The 18,451-nt window shown below is 34.9% G+C and carries 17 protein-coding genes and 1 other RNA gene; 10 read left to right on the top strand and 8 right to left on the bottom strand.

Annotated features, from left to right (window positions below):
• Positions 1-4: 4 nt before the first annotated feature.
• The 3 genes from EG359_RS09605 to EG359_RS09595 all read right to left on the bottom strand — a co-directional run bounded on the left by EG359_RS09605 (position 5) and on the right by EG359_RS09595 (position 3,443).
• Positions 5-1,651, bottom strand: coding sequence for a serine hydrolase domain-containing protein (locus EG359_RS09605; protein WP_076352638.1), 1,647 nt, complete (start codon positions 1,649-1,651; stop codon positions 5-7).
• Between the two features lie 62 nt (positions 1,652-1,713).
• Positions 1,714-2,517: a helix-turn-helix transcriptional regulator gene (locus tag EG359_RS09600; RefSeq protein ID WP_076352637.1), complete on the bottom strand. Its 804-nt coding sequence runs from the start codon at positions 2,515-2,517 to the stop codon at positions 1,714-1,716.
• Entirely contained in the window at positions 2,514-3,443 is a 930-nt protein-coding gene (locus tag EG359_RS09595; protein ID WP_076352636.1) for a transcriptional regulator, read from the bottom strand. The genes EG359_RS09600 and EG359_RS09595 overlap by 4 nt, the downstream gene beginning before the upstream one ends.
• Before the next feature lie 105 nt (positions 3,444-3,548).
• Here EG359_RS09595 and EG359_RS09590 point away from each other — a divergent pair, with 105 nt between their 5' ends.
• From EG359_RS09590 to rpoN, 4 genes are all read left to right on the top strand, one after another.
• Complete coding sequence (locus EG359_RS09590; protein WP_076352635.1) at positions 3,549-4,196, top strand: LA_2272 family surface repeat-containing protein; 648 nt, start codon at positions 3,549-3,551, stop codon at positions 4,194-4,196.
• The gene (locus tag EG359_RS09585; protein ID WP_076352634.1) at positions 4,193-4,792 is read left to right on the top strand and encodes a CDP-alcohol phosphatidyltransferase family protein; all 600 of its coding nucleotides are present in this window, start codon (positions 4,193-4,195) and stop codon (positions 4,790-4,792) included. The genes EG359_RS09590 and EG359_RS09585 overlap by 4 nt, the downstream gene beginning before the upstream one ends.
• A gap of 111 nt (positions 4,793-4,903) precedes the next feature.
• A complete protein-coding gene (asnS, locus tag EG359_RS09580) occupies positions 4,904-6,352 on the top strand; it encodes an asparagine--tRNA ligase (protein ID WP_076352633.1) in 1,449 nt (482 codons plus the stop codon).
• Positions 6,353-6,511: 159 nt separating this feature from the next.
• The gene (rpoN, locus tag EG359_RS09575; protein WP_076352632.1) at positions 6,512-7,975 is read left to right on the top strand and encodes an RNA polymerase factor sigma-54; all 1,464 of its coding nucleotides are present in this window, start codon (positions 6,512-6,514) and stop codon (positions 7,973-7,975) included.
• A 151-nt stretch (positions 7,976-8,126) separates the two neighbouring features.
• On the opposite strand, the gene EG359_RS09570 is transcribed toward rpoN, so the two are convergent.
• From EG359_RS09570 to EG359_RS09560, 3 genes are read right to left on the bottom strand one after another with little or no spacing between them, the layout of a single operon-like run.
• Positions 8,127-9,746, bottom strand: coding sequence for an AMP-binding protein (locus EG359_RS09570; protein WP_076352631.1), 1,620 nt, complete (start codon positions 9,744-9,746; stop codon positions 8,127-8,129).
• 60 nt (positions 9,747-9,806) lie between these two features.
• The gene (locus tag EG359_RS09565) at positions 9,807-10,481 is read right to left on the bottom strand and encodes a beta-carotene 15,15'-monooxygenase (protein ID WP_076352630.1); all 675 of its coding nucleotides are present in this window, start codon (positions 10,479-10,481) and stop codon (positions 9,807-9,809) included.
• The gene (locus tag EG359_RS09560) at positions 10,474-10,965 is read right to left on the bottom strand and encodes an RNA polymerase sigma factor (protein ID WP_076352629.1); all 492 of its coding nucleotides are present in this window, start codon (positions 10,963-10,965) and stop codon (positions 10,474-10,476) included. Before EG359_RS09560 ends, EG359_RS09565 begins: the two co-directional genes overlap by 8 nt.
• Before the next feature lie 276 nt (positions 10,966-11,241).
• Here EG359_RS09560 and rnpB point away from each other — a divergent pair.
• From rnpB to EG359_RS09540, 4 genes are all read left to right on the top strand, one after another.
• Positions 11,242-11,565: RNase P RNA component class A (gene rnpB / locus EG359_RS09555), an RNA gene on the top strand.
• A 178-nt stretch (positions 11,566-11,743) separates the two neighbouring features.
• Entirely contained in the window at positions 11,744-12,274 is a 531-nt protein-coding gene (locus EG359_RS09550; protein WP_076352628.1) for a hypothetical protein, read from the top strand.
• A gap of 32 nt (positions 12,275-12,306) precedes the next feature.
• The gene (locus EG359_RS09545; RefSeq protein ID WP_076352627.1) at positions 12,307-12,834 is read left to right on the top strand and encodes a hypothetical protein; all 528 of its coding nucleotides are present in this window, start codon (positions 12,307-12,309) and stop codon (positions 12,832-12,834) included.
• Between the two features lie 45 nt (positions 12,835-12,879).
• Positions 12,880-13,467 carry a glycine-rich domain-containing protein gene (locus EG359_RS09540; protein ID WP_076352626.1) on the top strand — a complete coding sequence of 196 codons (588 nt, stop codon included), beginning with the start codon at positions 12,880-12,882 and terminating at the stop codon, positions 13,465-13,467.
• A 12-nt stretch (positions 13,468-13,479) separates the two neighbouring features.
• Here the strand turns inward: EG359_RS09540 and EG359_RS09535 are convergent, their stop codons facing one another.
• Both EG359_RS09535 and EG359_RS09530 read right to left on the bottom strand, forming a co-directional pair.
• Entirely contained in the window at positions 13,480-14,349 is an 870-nt protein-coding gene (locus tag EG359_RS09535) for a polyphosphate kinase 2 family protein (protein WP_076352625.1), read from the bottom strand.
• Between the two features lie 109 nt (positions 14,350-14,458).
• Entirely contained in the window at positions 14,459-14,923 is a 465-nt protein-coding gene (locus EG359_RS09530) for a DUF1573 domain-containing protein (RefSeq protein ID WP_076352624.1), read from the bottom strand.
• Positions 14,924-15,051: 128 nt separating this feature from the next.
• On the opposite strand from EG359_RS09530, the gene EG359_RS09525 reads away from it, so the two are divergent.
• Positions 15,052-17,667: a valine--tRNA ligase gene (locus EG359_RS09525; RefSeq protein WP_076352623.1), complete on the top strand. Its 2,616-nt coding sequence runs from the start codon at positions 15,052-15,054 to the stop codon at positions 17,665-17,667.
• A gap of 91 nt (positions 17,668-17,758) precedes the next feature.
• Positions 17,759-18,394, top strand: coding sequence for a DUF4241 domain-containing protein (locus EG359_RS09520; protein ID WP_076352622.1), 636 nt, complete (start codon positions 17,759-17,761; stop codon positions 18,392-18,394).
• The last annotated feature ends 57 nt before the right edge of the window (positions 18,395-18,451 follow it).

The raw sequence follows: 18,451 nt of genomic DNA, 5'->3' as shown, positions 1-18,451 counted from the left end.
ACCCTTACTTATAATTAAGGGCGGGCAAAAGATATTCCTGTATCATTTTATCAGCCTGTGAATGAGCATAAGGTTTGTTATAGGCTGTAGCCGTAATCACCATAACAACAGGTATATGCGTGAAAATAATGATCTTGTTACCACCATTTCCACTACATTGATAGGCTTCAAAATTTTGATTTCCTACTTTATAAACTTTTCTCCAGAATAAATATCCATATCCCTCAAAATCTGGTTGATCAACAAAATAATTAGTGAAAGATTTTTTAATCCAGGTTTTATCTAAAACCATTTTTCCATTCCATACTCCATTGTTTTTATAAAGTTGACCAAACTTGGCAAAATCCAGTGCTTTCATTCTTAAACCTCCTGCTAAGGATGGCTTATTCTGAGGAGTAAATTGCCATTTATAATTGGTGATTCCAAGGGGTTGAAATAGTTTTTTATCAGCATAATTTTCTAAACCTTTTGGAACAGTCTTATCTAAAATATCTCCGGTTATTACAACACCGGCAGTAAAGTAATTCCATTTTTTTCCAATGGTATTGCCTGTCATGGGTACATCCAGCGCAAATTTCACCCAGTTTTCAGTAGGATACATATTTTCTTCATTACCGGGAGATTCATTATCCTCATCATTTCCATCAAAACCGGAACTCATCGTTAATAAGCTTTTGATGGTAACACTATCTTTTTTAGGAGAATAGTTTTTAAATTGCTCTACATTGTAAAAGGCTTTTAAATTTTGATTCTCACTTTTTATATGGTTTTCTTTTATTGCAATTCCCATCAAAGCTGAAGAAAAAGATTTACCCACAGATCGTGTATCTTGTAAAGAATCTCTTCCCGAGTGGTTAAAATACTCTTCTATTAAAAGTTTTCCATTCTTTATTACAACAATACTTGTTAAGTTCTTGAATCTTTCTTCTGCTATTTTTTTATTTAAATTTTTAATGATTTCGATGTCAAATTTTTCCTTTGAAGTATCCCATCCACTGTTTGGCTGAATAGGCTGAACTGCGATCTGCTGCTCTGAAATATTCTTTTCAGGAACATTAATATTGATGTCTCCTTCTGCAATAATAGGCCCTGTTTGTATTGATGATGTTTTCAGATAAGGACGGATTTCAATTTTTAGAATATGATTTCCGCTGGCCAAGGCATCAATTCCGCCATGGATTAAATAAAAACGCATCCATAAATATCTTCCCCATGAATCTTCATTATTGCTGCTGGTAAGAGGTATTCTGAGGCTCGTTTTTAGCTTTTTGTTTTCCGGAGTACCTGCTCCTGTATTTAGGTTTTCTTCGTAAATTAGTTTTCCATCCACGTAAAAAGAGAACTGATAATTTCCGTTTTTAAGTAATTGATCAACGGTTAATTTTGGTGAAAGCTTATGCAGGTAATTCACCAGAGAATTATCAAAAAAGGCATGAATACCAAAGTCCTTATCTTCCTGAAAAGTTGAAGAAGAAAGAATATTATCCTCTTTTAAATTATCAAGACTGATGAATTTGTCTAGAAAAATAATTTTTCCGGAATATTTCTTTTGAATCGGATTCTCAATCTTTTCAGGGATGAAAATATTCTGGCTTTGTGCCGGATAAAGATAAAATGTGAAAATAAATATCAGTAGTATGGTAGGTTTCATTTTTTATATTTTAGCAAAAATAACAGGCTTTTGTATTATAAAATAGAATGAAATTAACATCTCTATTTTCTTAGAAGATTTCTGTATTTTAAAGGTGTTACTCCAATATTTTCTTTAAAACAACGAATGAAATGACTTTGATCTGCAAACCCACATTCCAGAGCAATATCCGTTAAAGAATCTTGCTTGGTGAGGAGCTCCAGTGATTTATTAAGCTTTAATTTTCTGATATATTCTCCCAAGTTACAATGAAAATATTTTTGGAAATCCCGGCTTAAATGGATCGGATGAATGTTTAAAGTTGCGGAAAGTTCAGTAAGACTTAACTTTTCTGTAAAGCTTTCGTGTAAAATTTCATTGATCTGTCCCACCCATAAAGGTTTCTTTTCAGTTTTGTCTTTCTGAACAATAAACTGACTGAATAAATTTAAAAGAAGTTGATGGATAGCTGCCTCAAAAGCATTATCTCTATCCTGATTTTCTTTAAAAATTTTATAGATCAGCAATTTTAAAGAGGGATCCTGTATGTTAAAGCTCCCTTCTGCGTTATTTTTTTGAAAATCAAACTGATCAAACCATTTTTTTGAAATTTCAATATGAAAACCTCGTGTAAAGATATCAGGCTTAATATTATAGTGTGGATCTTCCCAATGATGGTAGAGTAGGGTGCCTGCAGAGCATTCATAAGTTTCTTTTTTGTTCCCCTCAATCATATTTCCCTGAAGCAAAAAAGTAAAATATGCATTTTCATGATAATGCCAGTCTACATAAGGATGGGTATACTCAGTATCTGTGATTGTTAATCCTTCAAAATTAATAATGTCGTTGGTTTGCCCAAAATATTCGCCGTTACATAGAGTATTCATGATAAATTCTGTTTTAACAGTTCAATCTGATCATACATTTTATTGAAAAAGATTTTTCTATCTCTGTTTCCGGATGTATTCAAAGATTTTGAATTTTTAATCTGATGTTCAAAATAATTACGGGTTTCACTGCATGTTTTTGCGTCATTAATCAAAATATAGCCAAACATATTGGCCGGCAATGCAAAAAGTGATTGGTGCGGATGATGAAAAAAAATGTCATTGGAAAGATGCATCAGTTCATTTTCATATAAGTGAAATTTTGGATTGTTTTCTGTTTTTTGCTCAATATATTCTATAAGCTCTCTAAGCTCTTTCAGAATAATCTGACCCTCATTTTTTTGTAGAAGTCCAGTCTCATAATAAAATAAGATCTGTTGTAAAATACTTGAAATAGTCCTGTCATTCCACAATTCTACTATATTTTGGGCCTCATATTTTTTCTTGAGTTCCTGTGTATTTGATTCAAAATAAGGGGGCGAAAACTTCAGAAAAGGAATAAAAACCTGTTTCGCATTAAGAAGATTCATCCAGACATAAATTTTAAAACGGGAAAGCAGTGTATCTGAAAGTGTATAAAAAAAAGGAATATCCTTGGCAGAATAATAAATAGTCATCTCATCAGAAAGAGGTAAGTTTTCAAAAATACTGAGATTATTCTGGAAAAAAGACTGTAAATCTTCTGTTTCGTTCACGGCCAAGGTTTTCTGAACTAGAATCTGTTGTTCTGAAGTTATAAATTGATTAAGTGAAATCTGATAATATTTGGCCAGTTCCAAAGCCTCTTCGAAACTAAACTTAGCTTTCAGGGACGTTCTTCTGTGCGATGCATCATAGCTTATATTCAGAATATTGGCAATCTCATCATTCAAAGATTTATCACCAATTTTTCTACGAATTTCCTTAAGTAAGAGTTCCTGATACATGGTTTTGTGATTTTCACAAATGTAGTATTTTTTTTAATTTTTTTTCACATTCGTAAATGGTTCTTTTGCGGATAATTTTGAATTGTAATTTAAAAATTATCAGTTATGAAAACACGAATAGTATTGTTAACAGTTCTTTTTTTCAATGGTTTGGTCTATGCATCAGACCCTATAAAGATAGATTCTCTGAAGCCCAGATTTTTTGGAACTTCGCCTTCAAAGAATGTCAGAAATGTAAACGGAGTTATGTTTAAATATTTTGATGAAGACGAAAACAATATTCCTAAAAAAATCAACGGACTAGGGTTGGGACTTAATCCTGTAGGACTTTTCTTTCCTGCATTACTCCTTGTGTATCTACCCGACGCAGGGAAATGGAACTTAAACAATGATTATGGAATTGTTCCTGAAAATGAAATGAACAAGATTAACGGAGTTCAGCTATCCCTCATCAATATGGAGCCAACGGTTACCAATGGTTTGGAAATTAATGTCTCAAGTAATATAAACACCTATGCCACAACAAATGGAGCTGCTCTATCTCCTTTTTTCAATTTGCATCATGAAGTAAAAGGTGTTTCTGTAGCTCCCTTGGCAAATATAGGTCAGAAATGCAGAGGACTTCAGATTGGACTTTACAACAGTTGTAAAGATTTTCGCGGAATACAGATTGGGGCATGGAATAAAAATGGAAAACGAAAGCTGCCTTTAATCAATTGGAATTTTAAGAAACATGAAAAGAAAGAATTATGAAAAATATACCCTATTTACTCATCTTATCCCGTTTTATAACAGCTTTTGTAATTCTGTATTTGGGATACTACGTAGGAGAATCTGCCACTAAGTATATTCTTGCGTTAATGTATTTCGGAATATTAACCGATATTTTTGATGGAATTATTGCCCGAAAAGCAGGAATTTCCTCAGAAAAATTAAGAAGACTGGATAGCCAGACTGATTTGATCTTCTGGCTCTCTCTAGGGTTTGCATCTTATTTTCTGAATCCTGAATTAATTATAGGGGAATGGCATGGCATCCTTTTAATTTTCATCATGGAAGCACTTTGCTATGTTGTCAGTATCTGGAAGTTTGGTAAAGAAACCTGTACTCATGCTTTTTTGTCAAAAATGTGGGGCTTGAGTTTGCTGTTGGCATTTACTTATCTGATAGGTTTTCAGGAAGCGGGATGGGCTTTCAATCTGGCGATTATTCTTGGGTTGATTTCTCACGTTGACGTTATCCTCATTATTTTATTCCTTGCACAATGGCAATATGATGTTCCCAGCTGTTATCATGCCCTGAAAATAAGGAACGGAAAACAGAGGAAAAAGTCTATTTTCTTTAACTAATGTATTAAATAATTGATTAATGATTTTTAAAGAGGGCGCAATCATCAAGTTGCGCCGTTTTTTTGTAACTTTGCAAACATTAATTTTTATACGAAAATTTATTATCAACAAATGAAAAAGCAAACGATCAAAGAAATCCTAAAGGATTACAAGAAAGTATTACATCATGACATTACAGTTTACGGATGGGTAAGATCATTCCGTGCCAATCGCTTTATAGCTCTTAATGATGGATCTACGATTAATAATTTGCAGATAGTTGTTGATTTCGAAAATTTTGATGAAGAAATCATCAAGAATATTAGTACAGCTTCTTCCCTTAAAGTAATAGGTGAAGTTGTGGAAAGTCAGGGAGCAGGGCAGTCTGTAGAAATTGTTGCTAAAAAAATCATAGTTTTAGGAGATAACTTTACAGAAGAACTTCAAAGTACAATTCTTCAGCCTAAGAAACACAGTTTAGAAAAGCTTCGTGAGCAGGCACACTTAAGATTCAGAACCAATCTTTTTGGAGCTGTTTTCAGAGTACGTCACGCGGTAAGCTTTGCAGTTCATTCATTCTTTAACAAAAATCAATTCTTCTATATTAACACACCGGTAATTACAGGTGCAGATGCAGAAGGAGCGGGAGAAATGTTTGGAGTAACAAACTTTGACCTGAACAATATGCCAAGAACTGAAGAAGGTGAAATTGATTTTGCACAGGATTTCTTCGGGAAAAAGACTAACCTTACCGTTTCAGGACAGCTTGAAGGAGAAACTGCAGCAATGGGATTAGGAAGAATCTATACTTTCGGACCTACTTTCCGTGCTGAAAATTCAAACACAACAAGACACCTTGCAGAATTCTGGATGATTGAACCGGAAGTGGCATTCAACAATCTTGAAGATAACATCGACCTAGCGGAAGATTTCCTAAAATATGTAATCCAGTATGTATTGGATAACTGTAAAGATGATCTTGAATTCCTGGACAAACGTTTTGAAGAAGAGCAAAAGACAAAACCAGAAAAGGAAAGAGCGAAAGAGGGACTTATCGAGAAACTTGGAAATGTAATAGCTAAGCGTTTCAAGCGTGTAAGCTATACAGAAGCTATTGAGATTTTATTAAACTCAAAAGAAAACAAAAAAGGAAAATTTGTTTATCCGGTTGAGAGCTGGGGAGCAGATCTTCAGTCTGAGCACGAAAGATACCTAGTTGAGAAACATTTTGAGTGTCCGGTTGTATTGTTCGATTATCCAAAAGAAATCAAGGCTTTCTATATGAAGCTGAACGAAGACAATAAAACCGTTGCTGCTATGGATGTTCTTTTCCCTGGTATTGGAGAGATCATTGGTGGATCAGAAAGAGAAGCAAGATTAGACGTTTTAAAACAGAAAATGGCAGATATGCATGTAGATGAGCACGAACTTTGGTGGTATCTTGATACCAGAAAATTCGGTTCTGTACCTCATGCAGGTTTCGGTTTAGGATTGGAAAGACTAGTTCTTTTCGTAACAGGAATGACGAATATCAGAGATGTGATTCCTTTCCCAAGAACGCCGAAAAGCGCTGAATTCTAGAGACATAAAAAAAAGCCTTAACATTTGTTTAAGGCTTTTTTTATTTTTCTATAGTTTATTATGTAGAATGTATAAAGCAAAAATCATGCTAAATGCATTTTTTATCAAATAAATTTATTAAATTCGTAGAATATGTTATGTTAAAACGCAAATACGAATATGCTTAAACAACACTTACAACTCAAATTAGGACAAAAGCTGGCCCCTCAGCAGATCCAGTTGATGAAGCTTATTCAGCTTCATACTCTTGAATTTGAAGAGGAGTTGGAGAGAGAGCTAGAAGAGAACCCTGCTTTGGAAATTGCAAAGGAGGATTCTAAGGAAGATGAATATTCTTCCCTTGAAGACGCTTATCAGGATGAGGGTACAGAAAGCATTGAAACAGACTTCGACGTTAACGAATATCTTTACGACGACGAACCTAGCTATAAAACTGCATCCAGCAACTACTCTCCGGATGATGAGGAATTTGATAACGAAAGCCTTTTAACGGAAGGACAGTCATTATATGATTATCTTATGGAGCAGATTCACCTGGTAAATATCAGTGATGAAGACCTTAAGATTGCAGAATATCTAATAGGAAACCTAGATACAGATGGATATTTGAGAAGAGAGATTAAATCTATTGTGGATGATCTGGCTTTCTCACAAGGAATCTATACTACAAAGGAAAAGGTAGAGGATATTTTGGAGAACTATGTTCAAAAGCTGGATCCATCCGGTGTAGGAGCAAGAGGACTACAGGAATGTCTATTATTACAGATTGAAAAGAAAGTAAGCTCAGATAAAGCTGTTTCTTTGGCTGCTAATATTTTGAGACATCAATTTGATGCCCTTACCAATAAGCATTACAACAAGATTATTCAGAAGTACGATATTGAAGAAGATGACCTGAAAGATGCGTTGGATGAAATTTCTAAACTATCACCAAAGGTTGGAGGAAACTTTGATACCCAGACCATTACAATTAATCAGGAAATTATTCCGGACTTTGTGATTCAGGTGAAAGATGGATTGGTAATTCCTATGCTTAACAGCAAGAATGCACCTACACTAAGGGTTTCTGAGGAATATAAAGATATTCTTACCACCTACTCACACGATAAAAAATCTTCTGAGCATAAGCAGGCAGCTTTATTTATCAAGCAAAAACTGGATGCTGCAAAATGGTATATTGATGCAATTAATCAGCGTCAGAATACTTTATTGCAAACAATTAATGCTATTGTGAAGTTCCAGAAAGATTATTTCATTACAGGAGACGAAAAATCCTTGAAGCCGATGATCCTAAAGGATGTTGCAGACATTACAGGATTTGATATTTCTACCATTTCAAGGGTAGTAAAAAGTAAATATGCAGACACTCCAAATGGTATTGTATATCTTAAGGATCTATTCTCGGATAGTTTAACCAATGATGATGGAGAAGAAGTTTCTACCAAGGAAATTAAAACCCATCTTCAGGAGGTAATCAGTAAAGAGAATAAGAGAAAACCTTTGACAGATGATGCCTTAGTGATCATCTTAAAGGAACAAGGGTATAATATTGCAAGACGAACGATTGCAAAATATCGTGAACAACTCAATATTCCTGTTGCCAGATTAAGAAAAGAACTTTAAATAATAAAAAAGCATTTCAATTTGAAATGCTTTTTTTGTTTTTATACAAGATCATAAAAATGTGTAAAATATCTTTTCGAAAGAAGGATATTCTCATCATTTCTATTAGAATTTGAAAAAATTTTTGTGACTTTATGTTTTGACTTCTGGGTTAAACTCTAGTACTCAATCCCAACTCTTTCATGGATATTTCCCGCATTTCCACCTTTCTGATTTTTCCTGAAATGGTCATCGGGAACTCATCCACAAATTTCCAGTATTTTGGAACTTTATAATGAGCAATTTTTCCTTTACAGTAGTCGTTTAGTTCTTCTTCCGTGATAGTGAATCCTTTTCTCACTTTTACCCATGCCATTACTTCTTCCCCAAACTTTTCACTTGGAACTCCAATGATCTGAACATCCAAAATATTGGTATAAGTGTATAAAAAGTCTTCAATTTCTTTTGGAGAGATATTTTCTCCACCTCGGATAATAAGATCCTTAATTCTTCCGGAAATGGTAATGTATCCATCTTTATCCATTACTGCCATATCTCCGGTATGCATCCAGCGGGCATCATCCAGTACCTTTTTTGTGTTTTCAGGATCATTCCAGTATTTTAGCATCACAGAGTAACCTCTTGTACAAAGCTCTCCATGCTCACCGCGTTTCAAGACTTTTCCATTTTCATCAATGATCTTTATTTCAAGATGATCCTGAACCGTGCCTACAGTACTTACCTGTTTTTCCAAAGAAGTACCAATTAAAGTCTGTGTGGAAACAGGAGAAGTCTCTGTCATTCCATAGCAGATGCTCATTTCTTTAATATTCATCAGACTTTCCACCTTTTTCATAATCTCAGGAGGACAAACTGAGCCTGCCATCACGCCTGTTCTTAGGCTCGAAAAATCGTAGGTATCAAAATCTTTTACCGCCAGTTCAGCAATGAACATGGTAGGAACACCATATAGTGAGGTGCATTTTTCGTCAGAAACCGCCTTTAAAGTAATGTCAGGATCAAAGCTGTCATTGGGAATAACCATACATGCGCCATGAGTGGTACAGCAGATATTTCCAATTACCATTCCAAAGCAGTGATAAAATGGTACGGGGATGCAGACGCGGTCTTTCTCTGTATATTTTAATCTTATACCAATAAAATAGCCATTGTTCAGAATATTATGATGAGAAAGCGTTACTCCCTTGGGGAAGCCTGTTGTTCCTGATGTATACTGAATATTCACCGGATCATCGAACTGTACATGTTCTTCGAAGCTATGTAAAACTTCATCCGAAATATCCTGCCCGTTATTGACAAAGTCTTCCCAGTTATCATCAAAGAAAATTTCATGTTCAAGGGTAGGGCACACTTCCTTGGCGTATTCTACCATTTCCTTGTAATTACTGCTTTTAAAATATAAGGAAGAGAAAATGAAGCGTACTTCAGACTGGTTCAGAACATAAGTGAGTTCATGAGTTCGGTATGCCGGATTGATATTGACCAAAATAGTTCCGATTCTGGCAGTGGCATATTGTAAAAGAACCCACTCATAACGGTTGGAAGACCATATTCCTATTCGGTCACCCGATTTTGCTCCTAAAAATAATAGGGCTTTTGCAATGGCAGTCGTTTGGTTGTAAAACTCTTGATAAGTAGCTCTGTAGTCCTGATGAACACAGACAAGTGCTTCCTGATTGGGGTATTTTTCGACAGTACTTTTAAGATTTCCTCCAATAGTCTGTCCTAATAATGGAACCTCAGAAGCTCCATATACATAAGATAAAGGCATAGTAAAAAGATTTGGTGAAATAAAATTAACAATAATATCTTGAACTATAGCCTATGAATACTAATTTTCCTGTGAATCTATTTCTTTTAGCTGTTTCAGGTTCTTATCAAGTTTTTTAATAATGCTTCCATACACCAATCTATAGTAAAACCAAATCATGGATACGGCCAGCAACGTGCTGATGGTGATTCCAACAATAATGATGGTAAGATTGGAATTAGTAGGCTGTATATTTTGAGAACTTAAGGTATAAAATATAAAAGCAATCAATACAAACGTAAAGGTAATCAGTAATACAATACTTATAAGAATAAAGGCATTCACCGTTTTCTTGAAACTAATGATTCTGGTAATAAGCCCTTTAAGGTTTTCTTCGATCTTTATTTTTCGATAATTCTGGTAGAATTTTAAGACAAAATAAGCCGTAATCAATAAGCTCAGAACTTTTATAGCTAAATAAACGTGGCCAAAGTTATTTTCAACTTCAGGAGCTTCCTGGGCACCCAATCTTTCCAGCATTTTGCGGAAGCTATCAGATTCTTCCTCCTGAAAGAAGTAGAATAAGCCCAAAACAGAAAAGAACAAAAATTCTACAACACTGATCCAGAAAATATACTTTACATAATTACGTGACTTTCTATTCAGCATCTGAAGAATTTCACTGTTGTCATATTTTGGCTGTACAGGTTGTTCCTGCCATGTTTTCTTAAAGCTATCTAAATCAAATTCAGGCATATTTTTCCATCTGTTCTTTAAGGGTTTTCTTTAATCTGTTCATTTTCACACGTGCATTGACTTCAGTGATTCCGAGGTTTTCTGCAATATCCTTGTAAGGCAGATCGTCAAGATACATCATGACAATGGCTCTTTCTATATTAGGAAGAGTCTTGATTACAGTATACAAAAGCGAGATCTGTTGTTGTTTTTCATCATCATCTTCCACAAAGTCTTTGTGGTTGATGTCCAGTTCATTGGTAGGAAAGCTTTTGCTTTTTTTTCTAAAAAGAGTAATGGCGGTATTAAGCGCTACGCGGTACATCCATGTGGAAATCTTAGAATTTCCTTTAAAAGAATCATAACTTCTCCAAAGTTGCAAGACAATCTCCTGAAAAAGATCCTCTTCATCTTCCAGGGAATTGGTATATAAGCGCGAAACTTTAATAATCAGGCCTTGATTATCTTTAATAAGTTGCGCAAATTCTTTTTCTCTGGAATTCATAGATGTATAATGGCACGAAGATAACGATAAAGTAGTAATTGATGAAGAATAATAATAGCAAAATCATTAAAAGGTAAAATCGTAAAAAGGTGAATAAGCAACGAATGAGGAAAATAATGGAGTTATTGGGAAAATAAAAATTTGATAATGATATCAAGGTAATAAAAACTGCTGGGGAATGAGATTGTTAATGAAAAACTTTTTTCTCTTATTTAACCTCTTTGCTGTTGCATCTTTTCGCCCTTTTACCACGAAATTTATGTATCTTTGCGCCCACGAGAAAATCGGCTTGTTGATTCCTGTTTCGGCAGGGGTAGGAAAGTCCGGACACCATAGAGCAGCAAAGCGGATAACATCCGTCACCCGTGAGGGTAGGACAAGTGCAACAGAAAGCAGGTACAGTTCGGCTGTAGTGAAACCAGGTAAACTCTTTGCGGTGCAATGGTAAGTATATCGGTTCTTTTCAGTAATGAAAATAGGGGCGGCTCGTCCTGAAAACCGAGGGGTAATCAGCTCAAGTTTTGCAGCAATGTAAAGCGTAGATAAATAACAAGCGCTTCTTAGGAAGTACAAAATCCGGCTTATAGATTTTCTCGTTTTTCTTATGATTCAATTTTTCTTACATTTTTATTCTTGAGTCTAATGTTATTGCATTTGTTTGTAATACAATATATTATGTATTTGTAATTCTAATATAAGACTTTTAAGAAACCAAATAAGATCTACGAAAGACTTTTATATTTTTCTGTTATCTCAACTTTAACATAAAGAGATCGAGATGAAAACAGAAATTACTTTACAGTCAGTTCCGGAAGAAAAGCCAGGCTTTATTGCCATAATACTATATGTGGCTTTTGTATATGGATTGTTTTGGGGAATTAATCAATGTCTGATGTATTTTTTTCAAGACATAACCAATGAGCTATTAATAAAAACTCTTAACAATATTTTGTGGATCGGATTTATGTTTTTGCACTATAAAGTTGTGAAATATTTCCTTCACCTGATCAATAAGCAAAGAAAACGACCTGTTATTTACCCTGTGTTAGGTATTTCCAGAGAGGGAATTAATTATTACACAGAAAGCAAAGAAATGGTTTGGGGAAGTATTTCAGAAATACAAATTATAGATTCTGTACTTTCTGTAACCGTGGATCTTAATCCTAAAAAAGACTTCAAGCTGAACCTATCCAAGACAGATCTTCATACACAAATGACACAGGAAATTTTTGAAAAACTATTGAAATATCATTATAAAAAAGAAGTCTATATTTACAATACTCCCTCATCCTGTGGGTGTGGCTGTTAATTTTAATACTAGGTACAGATAAATAAATTAAAATGGAATCAGAAATTACTTTATACAAGTTATCAGAAGAAAAACCGAGGTATGTAAACATTGTATTTTCTTTGATATTAACGGTTGGTTTACTGGCAGTTCTTTGTATACTGATCTATCTTGTGTTTACAAACAAAAATCCCTTTAAAATTTTAATTTCCATCATTGTTTTCTTATTAATATCTGTTTTTTTTAATGCTTCAGTAAAAATCTTCATCAGATGTATTAAGGAACGGATGAAGCCGGACGAAGAGCCTGTGAAAAAATTATCCGTCAGTTCAAAAGGAATTTTTAATTATAGGGCAAAAAAACAATTGATCTGGGAAGAAATTTCCGAGATCCAGATTATTGATTCAGTTCTTTCGGTGACGGTAGATCCCCATCCTGAAAAGGATTTTCAGCTTAATTTAGCCGATACAGATGTTTACAGTCAAATGACCAGAGAGGATTTTGAAAACTTACTTAGAAAACATTACAAGAAAGAAATTCATACCTATTATACCCCTCCATCTTGTGGATGTGGCGGTTGATTAGATACATATTAATAAGAATTAATGGATTAAGATTTTAATATCATGAAACCTGAATTTACCTCCGTTCTATTAGATAGTACCCAACTTGATTATCTCCGGAATCCTTTATGGAAAAGGATTTCAGATTATCAGATTGATCAGGCTGAATTAGCCATTCCTTTTTCCAGAAAACTGGCTCAGACAGAAGGCTGGATGAGAAGATTCTGTTTGCTTGCCATTGAAGAATATAAAAAATTTGTTTACTTATGCTGTGTTTCTAAAAATGGAGCATCTCCTTCCATAGTCGTAGATAAAGTGTGGCATTTGCATCTGCTCTATACCACCGAATACTGGAAAGAATACTGCCCGAATATTCTGGAAAGAGAACTTCATCATTTTCCGAATGTAGGTGGAATTAATGATTATAATAAGCATCAGGATTGGTATTTAGAAACCCTAAAACTTTACATCCATGTTTTCAGGCAGAACCCTCCCGAAGTTTTTTGGCGGATTCCTAAAGAAATTATACCATTCCTATTACCTGAAAATAATAAGATAAAAGTTACCGAGCAGTTCACATGGAAAAAGACCTTTGAAAACTTACATTCAAAAGTCTTTAAATATATTCACGGTAAATCAGTTTACAAGTAAGCTAATTCCGGATTACTCGTCCAATAATTGCTGTTTAGCCTTTTGGAGATCTTCCTTATCTTTTTCTGAAAGCTTTGGATATTTAAGGTTCATTTTTTCTAAAGTGTCTATGATAATCTGAATTGCAGCTACTCTTGCAAACCATTTATTGTCTGCAGGAAGTACATACCAAGGGGCATGATCTTTTGACGTTTCGTTAATGGCTGTTTCATAAGCCTCCATATATTGACTGAATAAAGCTCTTTCAGGAAGATCAGCTGCAGAGAATTTCCAGTTTTTTTCCTGTTCGTCAATCCTGTCTAACAATCTTTTCTTTTGTTCATCCTTAGATACATTCAGGAATATCTTGATAATGGTTGTTCCATTCTGTGAAAGATGTTTTTCAAAATTTCGGATACTTTCATAACGGTTTTCCCAGAATTTATCATCAAAGTCTTGCACTGAAGACCAAGTTTTTTCGCTTAAATTATATTCAGGGTGAACCTTGCAGACCAAAACACTTTCGTAGTGTGAGCGGTTAAAGATTCCAATCATTCCTTTTTGAGGTAAGGTCAGATAATGCCTCCACAAAAAATCATGAGAATACTCTTTGGAACTTGGTGTCTTAAAGCTGGTTACATTACATCCCTGCGGATTTACTCCACCAAAGACATGTTCTATCATACTATCTTTTCCCGCAGCATCCATTGCCTGAAGTACTACCAAAAGAGATTGGCTTCCATCCGCATAAAGTCTTTCCTGTAATTCACGAAGCTTTTCTTTTTCCTGAATTAATAGCTGGGTTCCCTCTTCTTTGGTTAGTTTCCCCTGATAGGATGTTGATGTTTTTTTTATTGAAAATTTTCCGTTTACTTTAAAATCATCTGAGAAATTGGTGTCCATATTTTGTTTAAGATTAAAAGATTATTTTACGCCTCTGATCTACTCTTAGATAAATGTAATAAAAAAACCGCCTCAGTGGAGGCGGTTTCTTTATTTTTTTGTGTAGAGCTTACTTTGCAGCAGTCTTTTTAGCTAGTTTAGCAGCTTTTTTCTCAGCTTTAGCAGCTTCTTTTTGCTCAGCAGGAGTCAATACTTTTGGCTCAGGAGCATTAGCATCTACGTTACCTTTGATGTAGATTACGCTTCTGCTGTTTGCAGGGTCGTTAGAAAAAACTTCGATCATTTTGTTGAAACCTCCTGTAAGGGCAGTGTTGTATCCAACCTTGATCTTAGCAGATTTTCCTGGCATGATCGGGTCTTGGCTGAATTCAGGAGTTGTACATCCACAAGATGGTTTTACATTTGAAATAATCAAAGGCTTATCACCAGTGTTGGTTACTGTGAAAAATCTTGTACCGTCAGAACTAGGCTTAATAGTACCGTAGTCGAAAGTAGTTTTATCAAATGTAATAGTTTGTGCAGATGCAAGAGCAAATGTTCCGAATAATGCAATTCCTGCGATTAATTTCTTCATATTCTTGAATGTTAATATGTTTGTTAGATAAATTTTGTGAAACAAAGTTAAAAATTATTTTAATTCATGCTTAAAAATTTTTTTCTTTAGACTATTTTTGCAAATTGCAAGCCAAAGAAATAGAATTTATGCAGATTTCAGAAAAGTACAATCCACAGGAAACAGAACAAAAATGGTACAATTACTGGTTGGAAAACAAATATTTCCACTCAGAGCCTAATGACAAACCACCATATACCATAGTTATTCCTCCGCCAAACGTTACGGGGATACTACACATGGGGCATATGTTGAACAATACCATTCAAGATGTTCTGGTCCGTCGTGCAAGAATGCGCGGGTTTAATGCTTGTTGGATTCCGGGAACAGATCACGCTTCAATTGCTACCGAAGCTAAAGTTGTTGCTAAATTGAAGTCTGAAGGGGTCAATAAGTCTGATATTACTCGTGAACAGTTCCTTGAGCACGCTTGGGAATGGACGAATAAATATGGAGGAACGATCCTTGAGCAGCTTAAAAAACTAGGTTGTTCTTGTGACTGGGACAGAACCCGTTTCACGATGGAGGAAAAGCTTTCTCAACAGGTTATCAAAAGCTTTGTAGACCTTTACAATAAAGGATTAATCTACAGAGGCTACAGAATGGTAAACTGGGATCCTGAAGCGAAGACCAATATTTCAGATGAAGAGGTAATATTTAAAGAGCAGAACGGGAAATTATATTTCCTTAAATATAAGATTGAAGGGTCTGAAGAGTTCCTTTCAGTGGCTACAACACGTCCTGAAACAATTTTTGGGGATACTGCGGTATGTATCAATCCTAATGATGAAAGATATGCCCATTTAAAAGGTAAAAACGTAATTGTACCGATCGTAAATAGAGTTATCCCAATCATTGAAGATGAATATGTAGACATTGAGTTCGGAACAGGAGCCTTGAAAATTACTCCGGCACACGATATCAATGACTATGAAATCGGACAAAAGTACCAGTTGAAAATGATTGATGCTTTAGATGATGACGGAAACCTTAACGAGCATGGTCTGCATTATGCAGGAAAAAACAGATTTGAGGTAAGAAAGCAAATCGCAAAGGAATTAGAAGAAAAAGATCTTTTGCTAAAAGCAGAAGATTATGTAAATAAAGTAGGAACTTCCGAAAGAACAGGTGCCGTTATTGAACCAAAGGTTTCAGTACAATGGTTCCTTAAAATGTCTGAAATTGCTAAGCCTGCATTGGATGTAGTAATGGATGATGAGGTGAAGTTCTATCCTGAGAAATTTAAAAATACCTACAAACACTGGATGGAAAACATCCGTGACTGGAATATTTCCCGTCAGCTTTGGTGGGGACAGCAGATTCCCGCTTACTTTTATGGGACAGGAGATGAAGATTTTGTAGTAGCTGAAACTAAGGAAGAAGCTTTAGTACAGGCAAAACAAAAAACAGGAAATGAGGATTTAACAATAGAAAGCCTTAGACAGGATGATGATGCACTGGATACCTGGTTCTCATCTTGGTTGTGGCCAATGTCTGTATTTGATGGAATTCTTGATCCTGCAAATAAGGATATCAATTATTACTATCCTACATCTGACTTGGTTACAGGTCCGGATATCATTTTCTTCTGGGTAGCCAGAATGATCATGGCCGGATTGGAATACAGAAAAGAAGTTCCGTTTAAGAATGTTTACTTCACAGGGATTGTAAGAGATAAGCAGAGAAGAAAGATGTCAAAATCTTTAGGAAACTCTCCGGATCCACTTGAACTGATGGATAAATATGGTGCAGATGGTGTTCGTGTTGGGATTCTATTGAGTTCTGCAGCAGGAAACGACCTTCTTTTTGATGAAGATTTAATGCTTCAGGGAAGAAACTTTATGACAAAAATCTGGAGCGCTTTCCGTTTGATCAACATGTGGAATCATGAAGACAAGCCGGCAATTGCTACCGATCATCAGGCTATTGAATGGTTTGAAAATAAATTAAACAAAACAATTGTTGAGATCAATGATCAATTCGAGAAATTTAGAATTTCCGATGCACTTCATTTGATTTATAAATTAATTTGGGATGATTTTTGTGGTTGGTATCTTGAGGCAATCAAGCCAAACTATGGAGAAGGGATTTCTAAGGAGGTTTATGACAGAACGATTATTTTCTTTGAAGAATTGATGAAATTACTTCATCCGTTTATGCCTTTCCAGTCAGAAGAAATTTGGCATTTGATTTCAGAAAGAAGTATTGAGGATGCTCTTGTTATTGCGCAGCAGAAAAATGCAGATGAGTTCAGCGAAGATGTAATTAAGAACTTTGAAATTTCAAAAGAATTGATTTCCGGTGTTAGAAACTACCGTCAGACAAAAGGAATTTCACCAAGAGAAACAGTTGAGGTATTTACCAATGCTACAGAATTTGCCAATGAAGCAGTTGTAAGAAAATTGGCGAATATTGCTGACATTAACTTCGGACAAAAAACAGATAAGCCAAGCTTTACTTTCCTGGTAGGAGCAACTGAGGTTTCTATTCCTTTAAGTGAAAACTTAGATTTGGGAGAAGAAAAAACAAAAACCGAAGAAGAAGTAAAATATTTAAAAGGATTCTTGATTTCAGTAGAGAAGAAGCTTTCCAACGAAAAGTTTGTTGCTAATGCAAAGCCTGAGGTTGTAGAAGTGGAACGTAAAAAACAAAAGGATGCTATTGACAAGATTGCGATCTTGGAAGAGAAGCTGAAAAGTTTGTAAATTAGAAATAGAGACAACATGTTGTCTTAATATCAGGCTGGATACAGATGAAAACTTGTATCCAGCCTGATGGTTTAAGAAAAGAGATAAAATGACACATATAGAAAACATTAAAAAACTATTTTCGAAGGACTTTGTGGAAAGCCCCTTGTTAGAAAGTTTTGAGGTAGGAAAAATCTATCTTTCCAGTGGAAAGCTAGTAGCCTGTGATCCGTTAATTACGAATGATATGCTTGCTTTTTCTACAAATTTTCCGAAAGGAGAATTCTCTGTAATGCTTCATAAAGAGAGAGAAAGCAACTGTGTTGCCTATGCAGAAATTGTATTCAGTAATGACGAAATTACAGACTGGAAACTTGCGACCACGGCAGGGCAAAACATCAAAGAACTTGCAAAAGAAGAGGTTTTTGGATATCCGGTAGAAAGTGGAATGGGATGCTTCATGGACGTAGATACCCAAAACAGCCTTAATGATCTGGAACAAAAGCTATATCATAATAAAGGCGCTGATTTCATGGGGATTTATGAAGAATTTTTTCATGAGTATTTCTTTGATGAAAAAGGTGCTATAGATCAATATGCATTTTTAAAGCCATCAGAAACTCATCCCGGAACTATATTTGCTTTCGAGACGGGCTACGGGGAAGGTTTTTACGCCAGCTATATTGCTTATAGTAAAGATCAATCACCCGTGAAGATTATTACTGAATTTATTGAAATAAGTTAAGTAAAAATTAGTTATTTTTGACATGAAATTTCGTCTGTTATAATTTTTAAAACTAAT

The organism is Chryseobacterium joostei (genome assembly GCF_003815775.1).
Taxonomy (GTDB): domain Bacteria; phylum Bacteroidota; class Bacteroidia; order Flavobacteriales; family Weeksellaceae; genus Chryseobacterium; species Chryseobacterium joostei.
This window is presented reverse-complemented; position numbering and strand designations above follow the sequence as displayed.